The organism is Pseudomonas sp. UF-293 (assembly GCF_058245595.1).
On the sequence record NZ_JBSICA010000022.1, the window covers coordinates 49424 to 65893 of the forward strand.

15 protein-coding genes are annotated in these 16470 nt (G+C 62.6%); 1 reads left to right on the top strand and 14 read right to left on the bottom strand.

What is annotated here, in order from left to right:
- Window positions 1–72: 72 nt before the first annotated feature.
- A complete protein-coding gene (locus tag AC4IHP_RS20710) occupies window positions 73–420 on the bottom strand; it encodes a hypothetical protein (protein WP_460118166.1) in 348 nt (115 codons plus the stop codon).
- Between the two features lie 234 nt (window positions 421–654).
- Here AC4IHP_RS20710 and AC4IHP_RS20715 point away from each other — a divergent pair, with 234 nt between their 5' ends.
- Window positions 655–1452 carry a class I SAM-dependent methyltransferase gene (locus AC4IHP_RS20715; RefSeq protein WP_490832614.1) on the top strand — a complete coding sequence of 266 codons (798 nt, stop codon included), beginning with the start codon at window positions 655–657 and terminating at the stop codon, window positions 1450–1452.
- 136 nt (window positions 1453–1588) lie between these two features.
- Here AC4IHP_RS20715 and AC4IHP_RS20720 read toward each other — a convergent pair whose 3' ends face one another.
- The 13 genes from AC4IHP_RS20720 to AC4IHP_RS20780 all read right to left on the bottom strand — a co-directional run bounded on the left by AC4IHP_RS20720 (window position 1589) and on the right by AC4IHP_RS20780 (window position 16464).
- Window positions 1589–2281 (bottom strand): GNAT family N-acetyltransferase, encoded by a 693-nt coding sequence (locus AC4IHP_RS20720; protein ID WP_460118170.1) that lies wholly within the window; start codon window positions 2279–2281, stop codon window positions 1589–1591.
- A 57-nt stretch (window positions 2282–2338) separates the two neighbouring features.
- Window positions 2339–3130, bottom strand: coding sequence for a ChbG/HpnK family deacetylase (locus tag AC4IHP_RS20725; protein ID WP_460118172.1), 792 nt, complete (start codon window positions 3128–3130; stop codon window positions 2339–2341).
- On the bottom strand, window positions 3102–4289 hold the full coding sequence (locus tag AC4IHP_RS20730) for a GNAT family N-acetyltransferase (RefSeq protein WP_490832615.1): 1188 nt from the start codon (window positions 4287–4289) through the stop codon (window positions 3102–3104). Before AC4IHP_RS20730 ends, AC4IHP_RS20725 begins: the two co-directional genes overlap by 29 nt.
- Before the next feature lie 4 nt (window positions 4290–4293).
- A complete protein-coding gene (locus tag AC4IHP_RS20735; protein ID WP_064363960.1) occupies window positions 4294–4983 on the bottom strand; it encodes a GNAT family N-acetyltransferase in 690 nt (229 codons plus the stop codon).
- A 68-nt stretch (window positions 4984–5051) separates the two neighbouring features.
- Entirely contained in the window at window positions 5052–6971 is a 1920-nt protein-coding gene (locus AC4IHP_RS20740) for a hypothetical protein (RefSeq protein ID WP_490832616.1), read from the bottom strand.
- Window positions 6968–8272, bottom strand: coding sequence for an oligosaccharide flippase family protein (locus AC4IHP_RS20745; protein WP_460118179.1), 1305 nt, complete (start codon window positions 8270–8272; stop codon window positions 6968–6970). Before AC4IHP_RS20745 ends, AC4IHP_RS20740 begins: the two co-directional genes overlap by 4 nt.
- Window positions 8269–9270 carry a polysaccharide deacetylase family protein gene (locus AC4IHP_RS20750; RefSeq protein WP_460118181.1) on the bottom strand — a complete coding sequence of 334 codons (1002 nt, stop codon included), beginning with the start codon at window positions 9268–9270 and terminating at the stop codon, window positions 8269–8271. Before AC4IHP_RS20750 ends, AC4IHP_RS20745 begins: the two co-directional genes overlap by 4 nt.
- Before the next feature lie 13 nt (window positions 9271–9283).
- A complete protein-coding gene (locus AC4IHP_RS20755) occupies window positions 9284–10420 on the bottom strand; it encodes a glycosyltransferase family 2 protein (RefSeq protein WP_490832617.1) in 1137 nt (378 codons plus the stop codon).
- Window positions 10413–11381, bottom strand: a complete 969-nt coding sequence (locus tag AC4IHP_RS20760; protein WP_490832618.1) for a glycosyltransferase — start codon at window positions 11379–11381, stop codon at window positions 10413–10415. The genes AC4IHP_RS20755 and AC4IHP_RS20760 overlap by 8 nt, the downstream gene beginning before the upstream one ends.
- Entirely contained in the window at window positions 11378–12748 is a 1371-nt protein-coding gene (locus AC4IHP_RS20765; RefSeq protein ID WP_490832619.1) for an O-antigen ligase family protein, read from the bottom strand. The genes AC4IHP_RS20760 and AC4IHP_RS20765 overlap by 4 nt, the downstream gene beginning before the upstream one ends.
- A complete protein-coding gene (locus AC4IHP_RS20770; RefSeq protein WP_490832620.1) occupies window positions 12745–13836 on the bottom strand; it encodes a glycosyltransferase family 4 protein in 1092 nt (363 codons plus the stop codon). Before AC4IHP_RS20770 ends, AC4IHP_RS20765 begins: the two co-directional genes overlap by 4 nt.
- Window positions 13833–15425, bottom strand: coding sequence for a GumC family protein (locus tag AC4IHP_RS20775; protein WP_490832621.1), 1593 nt, complete (start codon window positions 15423–15425; stop codon window positions 13833–13835). Before AC4IHP_RS20775 ends, AC4IHP_RS20770 begins: the two co-directional genes overlap by 4 nt.
- A 16-nt stretch (window positions 15426–15441) precedes the next feature.
- Complete coding sequence (locus tag AC4IHP_RS20780; protein WP_041478599.1) at window positions 15442–16464, bottom strand: polysaccharide biosynthesis/export family protein; 1023 nt, start codon at window positions 16462–16464, stop codon at window positions 15442–15444.
- Between the last annotated feature and the right edge of the window lie 6 nt (window positions 16465–16470).

Consider the following 16470-nt stretch of genomic DNA (forward strand, 5'->3'; position numbering starts at 1 on the left):
ACTGACCCATCGCCTTCGCGAGCAGGCTCGCTCCCACGGGGGACGCCTGGTGTCGGCAAGAGGTGTGAGCCCTCAATGTGGCTGCCGGCTCAGGCACTCCAGCACGCAACTCGGATCCAGCACCTCGTCATTCACGTAAATCCCCCGTTCGGCATCGTACGTGCGGATAAACACCCGCACCGTCGCATCCGCCACGGTCGGCAATTGTGAGTCGGTAAACTCCTGCCCTCCCGGCAGCACGATGAAGTCTGCTGGCGCGGTGTCCTCGTAAGGTCTGGGCGGCGTAGCGCTCAGCGAGTACGGAGCAGGGTGGGCGAAGGGCTGATTGGGCCCGTAATAACTGAAGTTGCTGTCCAGCGCTTGCGCCTCAGTGGCAGCGAGCAGACAGCCAGTCAACAGCAGCCGATCGAGCTTTAGCATGGCGGCACCTGCGAATGCGGTTTTCCCCAAGGCTGTTAACTATAGCTGCCTTGGACGAAATTTACGTAGGAGCTGCCGAAGGCGGCGATCTGTTGATCCTGCTCTTCAAAATCAAAAGATCGCAGCCTGCTGCAACTCTGGCGCGGGTTGGCTTACAAGTTCGCTACAACCGAAGCGATCAGGCTGATCTAGACTCGGATCCGCTCAATCAAGAGCCTCACCCGGAGTAGCGCCATGGAAGTGCCCAACCCCAAAACCGCCATCGAAAGCAATCGACAGGCGTGGAACGATTCCGCTCGCCATCATCAGGATTCGCCGGACTGGCAGGCATTGCTCAGCGATGTCGCGCAGGCGGAGTTTTGCTGCCTTGATGACACCTTGCGCGGCTTGCTGGACGTCGACGGCAAAGACGTGATTCAACTGGGCTGCAATAACGGTCGGGAGAGCCTGTCGCTGTTTGCGCTGGGTGCGCGCAGTGTCGTAGGCGTTGATCAATCGGCAGCGTTTCTTGAGCAGGCCCGCGAGCTCAACAGCCGCTCGCCGCATACTGCCGAATTCGTCGAGAGCGACATCCACCGTCTGCCCGCATCGCTGCATAACCGCTTCGACGTTGCCCTGATTACCATTGGTGTACTCAACTGGATGCCTGACATCGGCGAATTCTTCCGCCATGTCGCCCAGGTGCTCAAGCCGGGCGGCAAACTGGTGATCTACGAAACCCATCCGTTTCTGGAAATGGTTGATCCGCAGGCTGAAGATCCCTACCGCCTCGCCAGCTCGTATTTCCGTGCCGAGCCGTTTGTGCAGCAAGAGCCGATCGTTTACGTAGGTAAAGTCGAGCAGCCGGCGGCAAAGTCGTACTGGTTCGTGCATACGCTGGGCGCGATCTTCAGCGGCGCCATTGGAGCGGGGCTGAGCATTGTGGATTTTAAGGAATATGCGCATTCGAACCGGGAAGAGGTGTATGACTGCTACCTGAACCAGCAGGCGCAGCTGCCGATGTGCTTCAGCCTGGTGGCAAGCAAGGCCTGAGAATCTTCATTGCGATGACTGGCCTCTTCGCGAGCAGGCTCGCTCCCACATTGGTTTCGCGTATGGCGACTGTCCAGTGTAGGAGCGAGCTGCTCGCGATGGCGGCCTTGCGACCGCCACATTTCACAAGACCGGATCAAGCCTGCGCCGCTGCACTCACCACTGGCCGCCCTGGTTTGCGCAGCGGGTCCAGGCGTGAGCCTTCATAGCGGGTTTCGCGGAAGAATTTCCAGCGGCCGAACAGGCAGTAAACGTGGGTCACCCGACCCTGTTCCTGATAGCCCATGCGGATATGCAGTTTCAGCGCCGGGATGTTGTGGGTTTCACAGACGTCCACGACCTTGTTGCAACCCTGCGCCGCCATCGCTTGCCACAGCGCAACCTGCACATCCACCGACAGGCTGCTGCCGAAGTAGGCGCGGATCATTTCGCCGCCGAATTCGAAGAACTCGCCGGGTTTGACCGGGAAGGTGCAGCCGTAATAGTGGCGGTCGTGGTAGTCGCGAATGCTGCCCCAGATAAAGCCCACGGCGTGGCCATCGGCGTCGAGGTACATGTGCCCGGTGTGGCCCTCGGCAGCCAGTTCGGCCATGGTGCCGACGCGGTCGCCGAAGTGTTTGCTGAACGCCACGGCATTCTGCGCGGTGATGTCGACTTTGCGCAGGCCTTCATACGGGCGCAGTTTGTGCGGTGGCACCGGGCTGATCAGGTCGCGCTCCATCCATAGCAGTTCCCAGTGGAAGAACACGTAGCGTTTCCACAACGTCCCGACGGTGCGGCCCAGGCCTTTCTGTCTGATGCGATCTTGCACTTTGGTGATGATGCTCATGATGCCCCTCCAGGGTCTTGGCCCGGATGTTGTGGTGAGTGTCGTTACAGCGGTGATTCATTCAAGCGCCGTGGCGCCCTGTGTTTCTTCTCGATTGAGGTCGGCATACGAGACTCGCGCGACGCCTCTCAAACCCTGTTCGAGTACCTCGCTCAAAGACTCCCCGGAGTCGAGATAGGCATCGCCGAAATCGACGCCGAGGCGGGTCGGGTGGGCAACGATTTCCAGCACGCCGTCGCTGGGGACGCTGGCGTTGCGCAGGTCCACCGGTGTGCAGACGTAATCGGCGGTGACCCGTGCCAGATTCTGCAGACGGCCATTGAGCAAACCTTTGAATATGCGCTTGGGCAGCGTGAGGTTGTGCCCGAGGTTGCGCGCCAGCCGGATCGGTACGCCTTGCTCGGCGGCAAACTTCGCGACGACTTCGCCGATCGGCCAGATGTTGTGTACGTGCTGGTGCGAGTCGATATGGCTCGGGCGCATGCCGTGATCGACGCAGCGTTGCCATTGCGCCTGCAATTCGGCGCGCACCGCGTCCCGGTCTGCGCGACCCAGCCACAGGCTGTGGCGGGGCAGGTTGAGGTCGAACACGCCGTTGCCATCGCAGAACGTTCGCCGCCCCAGGATCGTCTGGCTCAGCGGACGTCCGTAGGTCAGGTTGAAGTGCAGGCCGATCCGCCCTTGCAGCGTCGGATGGCGGGCCATGGTGCAGGCGGCTTCGAACGCCGGCATGTTGGCCATGGCGGTGGCCGAGCTGATCAGGCCGGCCTGGAAGGCAGCGAAAATCACTGCGTTTTCGTTGGCGCTGAGACCGAAGTCATCAGCGTTGACTATGACTTGGCGAGGCATGGCCGCCCTCCGGATTGATTGCGACAGGTTGCACCAGTGCTGCAGTTTTTTTGTTTGCACGGCGGGCTCGCCACTGCTGCACGGCGGGCTTGCAGCGATACCAGATGCGCAGCGCCAGACCCAATGCCAGTCCACTTGGGCGCCACGAATAGAAACTCCAGCGCCAGTGTTCCAATTGCCCGGTCATGCGTTCGTGCAGTTGATGGCTGGAATTTTCCAGGCTGACCCGCGAGGCATCGATCCAGCGCCAGTGCTCGTCCAGGCCCCAGCGAATCCATTCCTCCAGTAACACCCGGCCACTGCCGAGGTCGGCGTATTGCGGCAGGAATGCGAGGTTGTAATCGTAGAGCCGGCCCTGTTCGAGCAGGCCGAGGCGATAGCTGATGCAGCGGCCGTTCAGCTCGAGCATCACCACGCGTACCAAGCCTTGGCCTGCGAGGGCGGTGAAGGCGCGTTCGATCCATTGGCGGCTGCGCGGTGTGGCGAAAATCCCGACGCCTTCATCGCCTTTCCAGCTCACCGCTTCGACTTCGCTGATGGTCTGCAACAAGGCAGCCATGCTCAGCGCATCTGGAGTGATCCGGCGGATCTGCGCACCGCACGCGGCAATCCGTTTGCGAGCCCGGCGCAGTTTGTAGCGCGGGTCGCCGGAGACTTCCTGGTGGTCGGCTTCGCTGATCAGATGCACCGGCACTCGGCAACTCAGGCGTCGTTCGGCCGTGGAGCTGCGCGCCATCCATGCGGTGACGGCACTTTCCTCACCCGCCGGTTCCGACAGCTCATTGAGTTGCAACAGCGCATGCGGCAGACGCTGGCGAATCAGCACCAGCGCCTCGTGCATGTCCTCGCCGCCGAGCAGCGACAGCAAAGCCAGACGGTCGGCCAGCGGATAACCCAAGTGATGCAAGACCCGAAACGGCACGCCGGCGAAGCGCTCGCGACTCGCCACAAGGGGCAGGCACAGACGCAGTTCTGCGGCTTCCCAACCGAGCAGAATGTGCAGGCGCTGGTCCTCGCCCAAAGCCTGTTCCGCCGCGCACAACCAGCCGAGATTGTTGAACGGCGTATGGTCGGTCACGCCCAGGCGCAGCGTTTCATACGCGGTTGCCGGGAAGTCGGCGGCGCACAGCGACGTGCGCCATTCGAATCGCATCACCATAGGTTCAGGCCGCCGTTGCGTTGACAGGTGGACGAGAAGTTTTACCCAGCGCCGCCAGGCGCGAACCGCTGTAGCGGGTTTCGCGATAGAAGCGCCAGCGACCGAACAGCGTGTAGATATTCATGATCCGCTGTTGTTCGGTATAGCTCATGCGCAGGTGCAGCTTGAGCGCCGGTATGTTGGTCGACTCACAGACATCGACCACTTTGCGGCAGCCCTGGGCGGCCATGGCTTCCCACAGGCGCAATTGCAGATCCACCGACAGCTCCGTCCCCCAGTACGCCCGGGCCAGTTCGCCACCGAACTCGAAGAACTCACCGGGTTTCACCGGGAACCGGCAGCCGTAGTAGTGCCGGTCGAAATAATCGCGCGGGGTGCCCCAGATAAACGCTACGGCATCGCCTTGCTCGTCGACATGCATGTGCCCGGTGTGGCCCTCTTTAGCCAGCTCGGCCATCGTGCCGACACGGTCGCCAAAGTAGCGTGCGAAAGCGCTGGCGTTGTCCGCCGTAATCCTGACCACGCGCAGTGGCGGATAGGGTTTGAGGCGGTGCGGCGGCACCGGGCTGACCAGGTCGCGCTCCATCCACAGCAGTTGCTGATGGGAAAAAATGTACAGTTTGCGGATCTTGCCCAAGGTCGCTCGCAGGCCTTTACGACGAATATGTCCGCTGAGTTTTTGCAAAACATCCATGGTCTTTTCTCCTGATGAGGGTGCCATGCGCGGCATCAAGCCCGCGCGGCAGAGCATCGAAGGGCGGCTCATGAAGCGCTCCAGCTCAGGGCAAACAGGGTTTGTCCCGGCAGCTCGAAACGCACGCGCCCGTTGTCGCAGGCAAACGGTGCATCGCGGCTGCGATTGTCGGCACCGAAGTAACGCAGGGCGCCATGGGTCAACGGGCAGCGGGCGCCGCTCAGATCGACGCGTTGCAGGCGCGTCCCTTTGTTCACTCCGAGCAACGTGCGCTGCTCGTCGCCGGCCATCGCCAGCACATCCACCTCGAAGGCGTCGTTGTCCAATTGCAACACTTGCCGCAACCAGTGGCGGGCGATGAATTGCTGGGCCAGACCGACCGGTTTCAGCTCGAAGCGATCCTCGCCCAATACGCGCAACATGCCTTTGGGGTATTGCGGCTCATCGGCGGCCTGAAACCAGTTGAGCATGCTCAGCAAACCGTCCTGCGAGGCGTTGATCACCACCGACGCCCACCACAGCGAGGTGTAGTGGGTTTCCTGATCGTAGGGGCTGAGGCTGGAGCCGCTGGACAAGTTGGTCTGATCGAGGAGCAAGGCCTTGCGCGGCTGACCATTGGCGTCGAGGCCGACCAGTTCGGCGGCGCGCCGCACACTGTCGCGGTAAACACGGGTGGCGAGCAGATCGCGAATCATCCACTCATGCCAGGCCAGTGCGTCGATCTGGTCGGCTGACTCGCTGAGCAGGCGCCGCGCCCAATCGATCCCGCGCTTATCCGCCGCGTTATCGGCGAACGGGCCGTTGACCAGTCGCGAGCTGGCTGGCATGGCGATGCGTACACCGGCGCGGGCATTTGCCGGGTCGCTGCGCACCTGACGGGCCATGCTGGCGAAAATCGCCTGATACTGCCCATAGCTGGAGTAGTTGAGATTGGGCTCGTCGGCGAAGCCGATGTAATGCGTGCCGTTGCCGCCGAGGGCGCGGGTGCTCGCCAGCCAGGCGTCGAGGCCGCTGTTGCTCTGCACGTCGGCGCGCAGATCGGCCTGGCGCTGACTGCCAGCCAGCAGGGTAATGTCGTTGCGAATGCCGAAGCGCTGCTGATAGACCCGGCGGAATGCGTCCTCGAACTGCGGATTCTGCGCGGTGACGTCGACGAAGCTGTAATAGCTCGCCGCCGTCGGCTTCAGCGCATCGAGCAGCGCGTGGCTGGCCGCTGGCGGCATCACGTAGGGCAGGGCGATGCCAAGATCCGGCGTGCGCCCAAGGACTTTGTCATGCAGCACCAGCCGCACATCTCCGACCTCTTCGCGCAGCGGTTGCAGTTGCTGCGGATTCTGCGCAAACAGATTGGCCGTACCATCGAGCCAGAACGCCGCTTTGCCGCTGCCTTGCAGTTGCAGGCGCCAGACCTGCTCGCGCGGGCTGACCGGCAACGCCACCTGATCGAACTGCCAATAGGCGCGATAGGGTTTCAATGCGAGGGTCAGTGCCTGGTGGTCGCCGACCCGTTGCGCCTGTAGCGCGGTGACGCCGCCGTGAAACTTGCCAGCGAGCACTGCACGCTCACCGGCCGCGACTTTGAAATAAAGCACGTCGCCATTTTTGCTTTCGGCACTGAAGTGCACTTTGGCCGGGGCAAACAGGGCAACGGTGCGTTCATCGTGTTCGATGCGGTAGTGGCGGAAGCTGTAGCCGGGAATTTCCAGCCGATAACTCGCCGCACCGGGCAGCAGCGGCCAGCTCTGACTGCCACGGGTTTCGCTGGCCTTGATCAAGCGTTCACCGAGCAATTTGCCGCGACCGTCGAGCAGGTACAGCTGCTCTTCGTTGGCATCCGCTTGCCACGCCGGCGTCCAGCGCACGGTCACGCTGTCGGGCTGATCGGTTTGCAGAAACAGACTGCCGTCACGAATCTCGCCCCAGCGCATCGACGCCGCCAAAGCGTCCAGCGACAAACCGAGTCCGAACAGCAGGTACCAGCCTTTCATGCCGGCTTCCTCTGCAGCATCGACCACATCGGCAGCACGTCGCGGGGCAGGATGATCAGGGTTTGCCAGAACGGCACGCCGCTCAAACGGCAATACAGCACGAGCATGGCCACGGTCACTGCCAGATAGGCGATCGATGAGGCGGCAGCGGCGCCAACAATGCCGTAGGCCGGAATCAGTATCAGATTCAACGCCAGATTGAGCAGCGCGCCCAGGCCCATCAACAACGACACCGTGCCGGGGCGATTCTTGCCCAGCAAGTCCAGGCGCAGAATGCTCGCGTAGCACAGGCCCAGCAAGCCCGGCAGCAACGCCAGCAGCGCCGGATATGCCGGCTGGTAGGCAGCGCCAAACAGAGTGACGATCAACCATTCGCCGATCACGGCCATGCTCAGGCAGGCGCCGAGCATTACCGTTGCGGTCAGGCGCAGAGCCAGCGGAGTGACCTTGTCCATGCCTTCATCCTGTTGCAGCAGGCGCTTCATCAAGGGAGTGGTCACCGCTTCGGGGACGATCAGCAGCAATTCGGCAGCAGCGCTTGCCATGGCGTAATGGCCCAACGCGGTGCTGCCGAGCAGGGCGCCGATGAACAGGTAATCGGAGCGCAGAATCACTTGCTGGAACAGCAGATCGGGATGGCTGCGTGCGCTGAAGCGCAGCAGTTCGTTCTGGCTGGCGCGATCCCATTGCAGCTGCAACGGCTGCGCCCGCTTCAGCCAGACCCAACCGGCGAGCACCACCAGACTGATCCCGGCCAGCCAACTGATCAGCGCCGCCTCCAGCGCTGCGCTCTGCCACATCCAGAACAGCGCGACGAACAGCAACAGCGGCGCCAGCGATTCGATCAGGCGCAAGATGTTGAACGCGACCACGCCACCCGAGGCGTTGTGCAGGGTCAGCAGGCCGCTTTTCAACACGGTCAACGGCACCGCCAGCAGCAACAGCCAGGCGAGCAGGCCCAGTTGCAGGGTCACGTCCAGTTGCGTGCCGAACTCGCGCACCAGCGCCACCACCAGCAAAGTCAGCAAACCGGCCAGCAGACAGCCGAACACCAGCACCTGGCTGAGCAGCAAACCCATCGGCCGCTGCTTCGCCGCCTGATAACCGACCGCCGAATTCAGTCCGCCGCTGGTGGCCGCGCTGATCAGGTCCGGCAAAGTACTGAGCAGGGCGAACAGGCCGCGTTCGCTGGGGCCGAGAATCCGCGCGAGCAACACGTTGCGCAGCAAACGCAGGGCGATCATCGCCAGTTTGGTGCCCATGCTCAGCGCCAGGTGCTTGAGGTAGTTGCCTCGGCTCATGGCCGCGCTCCCCGGTAGATCCGCCACGACAGCAATTGCGGATGGCGTGCAGTGCGCTGGCTGACGCCGAAACGCGGCAGGTTCAGCGGATCGCCGTCGCCGCGATAGATCCCGGTGCCGGTGCCCAGCGCAAACGGGTAATCGTGATCGGCGACCTGCTGGCGTACGCGTTCATCGTTGTCGCCGTTGGGGTAGCAATACACCGGTAGAGGTCGGTTGCAGCCGTTGTTCAAGGCCTCGCGGCTGCGGCGGATTTCTTCGCTCAGGCGTACATCGTCGAGGCCGGTGAGGATCGCGTGGCTGGCGCCGTGCGGGCCGAACCGCACCAGACCGGAGGCTTCCATCGCCCGTACCTGATGCCAGTCCAGTGCCTGTGGCAGAGAGTCTTTCGGGCATTCGTCGGTGAGCTCTTCCAATTCCTGCGGGGCAAGGCTTTTCAAGCCTTGCAGGTAATGCAGCAGCGCCAGGCTGCGGCGCTCGACATCAATGTCATCGAGCAGCACCGGCAGCGGATGCTTGTGCGCATGCAGGCATTCGATCAGGTGCATGCGCGCTTTTTCGCCATGGCTGCCCCAGAGGGTTTCGCCAAGGCTTTCCCACCAGAAGCGCTGGCGGCTGCCGATGAAATCAGTGGAAAGGAAAATGCTCGCCGGCACCTGATGTTTTTGCAGCAGCGCGAAGGCGTTGACCGCGTTGTCGCGCCAGCCATCGTCGAACGTCAGCGCCACCCGTGGGCGCTCGCTGCGCAAAGCGTTGGGCTGGAGGATTTCCATCAGCGGCACGCAGTCGAAATGCTTGCGCAGCCACACCAGCAAATGCTCGAACGCCTTGGGCCCGACGCACAATTCATTGCGGTGCGGCAGGTCGGCGGCGCGGTCATTCGACAGCACGCGGTGCAGCATCAGAATCACCCCCGCGCCCTGCAACTGCTGACGGCCCACCGGTGAGTTGAGATAGAGCCAGCCGCTGGTGCTTTTTATCAGTTGTTTGATCGCCATGGCTTCGGTCCTCTTAACGGTTCTGTTCCGGATTCCACTGGGCATACCGCTGGCCGCGCAGGAACTGCCACAGGCCAAGACTCATCCCGGCGAGGGTGACCAGCAGAAACGCGGCGAGGCGGAACGGTTTCGGCAGGCGGTGTTGCCCATCCAGCAGCCCGGCAATCGCCACGCTGTAGCCGAACAGTTGCGCGACCAGGGTCAGGCGATAGAAGCCGTGTTCTTCCCACAACCAGCAGTTGCTCAGCAGCAACGGCAGCAGCAGCACAGGCGCCAGGCGGCGGATCAGTTTGTGGCTGATCAACGCCAGGGAATACAGGCCATGCTTGAGCGGATTGAGCAGTTCGCGGCGCTGAGCCAGGCTTTGCAGGCCGCCGACGGTGACGCGCTGCCGGCGGCGGAACTGTTTGTCCGCCTCGTCGACGCCATGGTCGATAACCTGCGCTTCGGGCACGTAGACGATGCGCTTGCCGGCCACCGGTGCGCAGGTGCTGATAAAGAAGTCGTCGTTGACTTCGGCCGGTACGTTCTGGAACAACTCGCGGCGCAGGGCGAGCAGGGCGCCGTCGGCCGAGACCATGCAACCGGTGCGGTTCTCGACCCGGCGCAACCAGCCTTCGTAATGCCGATAGAGGCTGTCGCCGACACTCAGACCGCCACCGGTGACCGGGATCACCATGTGCCCCGCGCAGGCGCCGACCTGTGGATCGCTCAGCGGCGCGAGCAAGTGACCGAGGGTGTCGCGTGACCATTGGTTGTCGGCATCGGTGAACACCAGAATGTCGCCGCTGCTCAGGGCCGCGCCGGCATTCAGCGTGGCGGCTTTGCCCTGACGCGGCAGGTCAAGCACGGTGATGCGCGGATCAATCACTTTGTGCGCGCAGGCCACGGTGTCATCGGTAGAGCCGTCGCTGGCGAGAATGATCTGCAGCGTTGCCGGTTGATAATCCTGGGCCAGCAGCGTGCGCAACTTGTGCTCGATTTGCCGCGCCTCGTTGTGCGCAGCGATGACGATGCTGACGTTCAGCGGCGGTGCCGGCGTGTGTCGCCACGCCGGAAACAGTGGCGCGAGGATCGTTAACAGAAGCGGGTAGCCGACGTAGGCATAGGCCGGCAGCAACAGGCACATCCAGAAAATGAACTCAGCCACGGGCAGGCCTCCTTGCGTTCCACTGACACAGACTCAGGATGAAAGCGGCGCCGGCCAGGTGCAGGCGCAGCCAGTGCAGGCCCCACAGTTGCAGGGTCAGGAGCAGATCACGGTGCTTGAGACTCTGGCGAACGCTCAGTACCAGGCCCGGCATCAGGGTCAGCGTCACCATTAGCGCCGCGTGGTGCGGAAAACCGTCGAGCAGCGCCGAGATCGCCAGAAAGTCCAGCAGCCAGACGAACAACGACAACATCGGGAAACGCAGCAGGCGCAGGCTCATGCCATGGGTGCGCAGCAGTTGCAGATGGCTGCCCTGACGCCACATTTCTTTGCCCATCCATTCACGCCAGTTCATCTCGTAACCCCAATGCAGCGCGACGAGATCGTTGACCGACAGCAGGCGCGCGCCCTGTTCGTGCAGACGCAGGGTGAATTCCTTGTCTTCGCCGGTGCGCAGGGTCTCGTTGAAACCGCCGACCTTGTCGAACCATTCGCGACGCATCAGCAGGTTGGAACTGGGCAGCCAATCGACGCTGTGGCTGACTCGGTGCGACGCCTGCGAAGTGCGGCGCTGCCAGGCCGTGGCGAACCATGGCGCCTCGGCCGGGGTGTGCAGGTCCAGGCCGAACACATCGGCCTGGCCGCTGGCTTCGATGTCGAATAACGGCTGCAACCAGGTTTCCGGCATTTCCACGTCGGCATCGATGAACGCCAGCCATTCCCCACTGGCGATCGCCGTGCCGCGATTGCGTAGCGCGCCGATCAATAGCCCCGGCAAGCTCAGCACGGTTGCGCCGAACTGACGGGCAATGTGCGGGCCCTGGTCGCTCGAGCCGTTGTCGACCACGATCAGCTCGCACTCGACATTGGCCGCGTGTGCGGCCTTTTGTGCGGCGAGCAGGGTTCGGCCAATGTGCCGCGCCTCGTTGTACATCGGAATGACAATGCTGATCCGCTTCATGCCTGCGTCTCCGTAGTCAGTGGCGCCTGCTCGGCCTTGATGCGCAGCACACTGGTCAGCGCCAGCATGATCCACACGTATTTCTGGTTCGGCGCGCTGAGGAACATCAGGAACAGGGTCAGCGACAGAAAGCTCACCCCCAGGTGGGTCATCATGTCTGCCCGATATCCGTCGCCGCGCAGCATCCACGCCGCCCGCGCGCGAATCAGGTTGTACAGACCGAGCCCGAGCATGCCGACGAAGAACAGCCCGGCGGGCACGCCCAGTTCGCTGAAGATTTCCAGATAGGTGTTGTGAGCGCGGCGGTACAGGTCGCCGATCTTGCGGTTGGCAGAAAACGCCTTGGCGTAACCGGTGGTCGCGTAATGCAACGGGAAGGTGCCGGGGCCGGAGCCGAGCACCGGGTGCTCGCGGATCATCTGGCTGCCGACGACGATGTAGGAAGCACGGCGGCCGAGGGATTCGTCCTGCGCCTTGGAGCCGGCGCTGAGAATGCTCAATGACTGGATCCGCGCCATGTAACCGGCCGGCATGGCGTAGATCGCCAGCGGGATCACGATGGCCGCACCGAGCATGACGAAACCCAGGTGCCGTGGACGGATATGGGTCAGTTGCGCGCGGTAGTGCCAGATGCCAATGAGCAGGCTCAACGCCAATACCACCAGCCCGGAACGCGATTCGGTCTTGGTCATGCCACCCAGCAACAACAGGCAGCAAGCGCCCCAGAACAAGCGGTGCAGCAGGTTCGGGCTGCGGATCACCAGCAGCAGCCCGAGAGGAATGGCGAAGGCGATCAGCATGGCGAAGGCGTTGGGGTCTTCGAGCAGGCCGGCGGCGCGGCCCTGATCCTGAAACTTCGCCGAGAACATCGCCATGGCGCAGGTCGCGGTGACGGCGAGGGTTACCAGCCGGGCGAACAGGTCGAGGTTAAGTTCGCGGCCGATCAACAACGTAATGACAAACAGCACCAGTCCGACGCTGAGTTCGCGCAGGTGCCCCAGCGACATGCCCATGTCATCGGTATTGAGCAGGCTGAGAAAATACAGAACCATGAAGCCGATCAGGCAGTGCCAAAGGTTGCTGCGCAGGCGTTGCGACGGAATCTGGTGCAGCGCCAGTTGCAGCATCACGATTACCGCCAGGGAGGCGCCGAGCAACTTGCTTCCCGACACTGAACTGTCCTTGAAGAACCCTTCGAACGGCACCAGCGCGGCAATGCCGAGCAGGCCCCATGTCGGCTTGCGGTACAGGACGGTGAAACCGACCAGGCCAATCACAGCCCCCGGCGCCAGATACGGCCAGGGACTGGCCAGCAAACCGAGGCTGACCAGGGCGAACAGACTGACGATCGAGAGCGGGAAAATCATGCGCGTGTCTCCCGTGCCGTGTGGATGTACAGCTGCGACCAGCGTTCGGCCAAAGCCTTGAGGTCGTAGCGTTCCTGTTGGGTGCGTCTGGCGTTTTCACGCAACTGCGCGGCCAGCTTCGGTTCGGCCAGCAAGGTGTCGAGTTGGCGGGCGAGGGCGGCGGTATCCGTCGGCGCCGCGAGCAGGCCGTTGTGGCGGTCCTGCAAGACATCGGGAATACCGCCGACCGCGAACGCCACCACCGGCACGCCGGCCTGCATCGCTTCGAGCAGAATCATCGGCGTGCCCTCGGTGCGCGAGCTGATCACCAGCGCATCGATTTGTTGCCACCAGCCTTGCATCGCCGTCTGGTAGCCCGGCAGGCGAATCCGCTGCTGCAAACCGGCAGCGTCGATACGCGCCTGCAAGGCTTCGCGTTCCGGGCCGTCGCCGAGCATCACCGCGTCCAGTTGCGGATGCTGGTGACACAACGCGATCAGCGCATCGAGAAACAGGTCCGGGCCTTTCTCGCTGCTCAACCGACCGACGTAACCGGCCAGCCAGCGTTGCCGGTCCGCCAGCGGCGGCATCGCTGGCGCCGCTGGCAAACCGTTGGGAATCACCTGCAACTTCTCCGCGCTCACGCTGGCCTTCAGATGCAGCGTGGCGATGCTGTGCGCCACGCAGACCACCTGTTTCACCGACGCTGTGCGGCACAGTTGCAGGCTCAGCCAGGTGTAGAACTTCTGCTTGCGACTGCGCGGCGTGAAGCCGTGTTGAGTGATCACCAGCGGCAGGCGCAACAGCGTGGCGCCGACCCAGCCGAACAGCAGTCCTTTGAAGTTGTGGGTGTTGAGCAACGGTTTGTCGCCACGGCGCTGACGCAAGTGCCGCAACAGCTCGCCGAGCCCGGCACAAGCGCGAGCGTCCACCCCAGCCTCGCGAAAGCGCGAGATCAGCTCAGGCGGTGCGTCGAGGAACAGCACCTGGTGCTGCCCCGGCGTGGCCAAGCAATGATCCAGCAACATCCGCTCGGCCCCGTAGAAGCCGCCGCTGCTGAGCAAATGAATGATCGGCAGGGCGACGATTGGGGTGGACACCGCGTTCAATTGCGCACCCAGTGAACCAGGCTCGGCATGGTCCAGTTCTTGTGCGGATTGCCCGGCTGCGACGTCTCTTCGTTGAGCACCAACAGCACCGGCAGGCCCAGCTCATGGCTGATTTGCGCCGGATGCTTGAAGCGGTGATCAAAGAACTCACGCACGTAGACGAAGGCGATCGCCAGCAGCAGGCCGGTGAACAGCCCGAACGGAATGATCAGCAGCGGTTTCGGGAACGCCGCCTCGGTCGGTTCGAACGGCGGGCTGAGCACCCGGGCGTTGGACAGATCATCGTTGAGCGAGCGCGTGGTGCTGCTTTCGGCGAAGCGCTGGGCATAGGTCGAAAACGCTGCGTGCAGCGCATCGATCTCGGTGTCCATCTGACGCAGTTTGCTCTGGGTCTGTTGCAGGTCGCGGATGCGGTTCTTGAACTCGGCGATGCGCGCGGTTTTCTGCTCGATCACCTGCTTGACCACGGCCAGGTCGGCAGTGCGTTCCTGGATGCGGTTGCTCACCACTTTGAGAAACTGCTGACGGGTGCGGGCGATCTGTTCGCGAGTCAACAGCATCGGTTCGCTGCCGGGCTGGAACACCGCCAGATCGTTCATGTAACGGCTGACCTGACTGGTAAGTTGCTCGCCCATCTGTTTGATTTCCCGGTCCTCGAACGCCACGTTGTCGACGGTGGTGGTGAAGGTGTAGGGAAAGGTGTAGTCGTTGAGTTTGCTGCTGCTGGCGGCGGCGAGCGCGGTTTTCAGATATTCGAGCCAGCGCTGGCTTTGCAGCAGGCGATCCTGATACAGGTTCAGCGCCTGTTCTTCAGTGTTGATTGCATTGAGGCGGAAGGTGATTTCCTCCTTCGGATCCGCCGCGCCGACATTTTCCAGCAGCGCTTGGCGGTTACCTTCCAGCCCATCGAGACGCACTTGATACTGGTGCTTTTTGGTCTCGTAGAACGACTGCGGCAAATCGATCGATTGCAACGCCTGACGGCTGACCAGATAGTTCTGCAGCAGGGCGCTGACGAACGTCGTGCCTTGGCGCGGATCCGGGAAGCTGTAGGTGATCGAGATCACGTTCGAGCCGGGCAGGGTTTCGATTTTCAGGCTGTCGACGGCTTGCTGGGTCAGGGCGTCGAGAGTGGTGTCCCGCACCGGATCGGTTTCCATGCCGAGCCCGTTGCGCAGCGGGTTGATCACGTACTCGCGCAGCGGTGTCGAGACGTAGCGCTTGAACGGTTCGCCCAGCAGTTTGGCGAATACGCCCGGCGGCGGGCTGTATTCACCGTTGTCGCGCAGTTCGCTGATGGTCTGACGGATCAGCGCTGGCGAGCGGAGGATGTTGCTCTCGGTTTCCATGTCCGCCAGTGACGGTGGAATGAAGGTGGCGTTGTCCACCGTGAGCGACGTGGTGGCGTCGCCCTGTGAGAGTTTTTTCGACTGCACGATGACCTGCGCGGTGATATCGAAGCTCTGTTTGAGCATCAGCGGCAGGAGCAGGGCGATGACTGCAAAGGTCAGGAACACGCGCTTCACCAGTTGCTTGTTGGCGAAGAAGATCCTGAAGAACTCATGCAGGTAGTTTTCCTTTGGGTTCATGTCGGTCACCTGTGAGTTAGTTGTCACTGTCTTTGTTGTCGACGCGGTAGCCGAAGCTGAAACCGACGCCCTGGAACAGCACCACATCAGCCAGTTGGCGGGCGAGTTCGCCGGCGCTGGCCAGTTTGGTTTTTGGCACGTAGAGCATGTCGTCCGGTTGCAGGTAAGCGATTTGCGGGGCATCGCCGGACAGGGCTTTTTCGACGTCGTAGCGCACCGCTTTCACCTGATTGCCGTTGCGCCGCATGATCACCACCGAATCCAGCCGCGCCTTGACGTTGGTGCCGCGCGCCAGGGTCAGCGCCTCGAGCACCGACACCGGCCGGCGGATCGGATACGAGCCTGGCTGAGCGACTTCGCCAAGCACGTAGATCTCGTTGCCGGCGGTGGACTTGAGCAGCACGTCCACAGTCATCCGGCCCGGCAGTTGCGCGTACTTTTTGTTGAGGAAGGTTTCCAGTTGATTGACGGTCATGCCTTGCAGCGGCACGGCGCCGATTTCCGGAAAACTCGCGTAGCCGTCAGTGCCGACGGTGATCTCGCGGCTCATGCCGGTGGCCGGGTGGTTCAACGCGCTTTTCAGGTTCTGCTCATTGCTCAGAGGGCTGATGATCTGCACGGTGAGCTGGTTGCGGTTGGGCTGGAACAGTTGTTTGCGCTGATAGACGCGCTGGATTTCCTGGCGCGCTTCTTCGCTGGTCAATCCGGCGATTTTCACCGAGGTGTTGGCGCCCGGCAGCTCGATGGTGCCGTCGGGCAGCACCAGTTGATTGCCGTTGAGCTGGCTGGCGGCGGTGAAATTCAGGCCGATCTGGTCGCCCGATTGCACGCGGTAAGCGTCCGAGCCGCTGGTGCTGATATGGAAGATCACGTCCAGCACATCCTGCGGGCGCAGGGTCTGCTCGATCTTCGGCATATCGGTCGCCTGGGCGTTGGCCGGGGAGGCGGTGAGAATATTCACCGGCATGTTCTGGGTGTCGGAAGTGCTGGAGCAGCCCGCAAGCGGCAGCAACAGCAGGACAAGCATTCTGGCGTTCATGGCGTC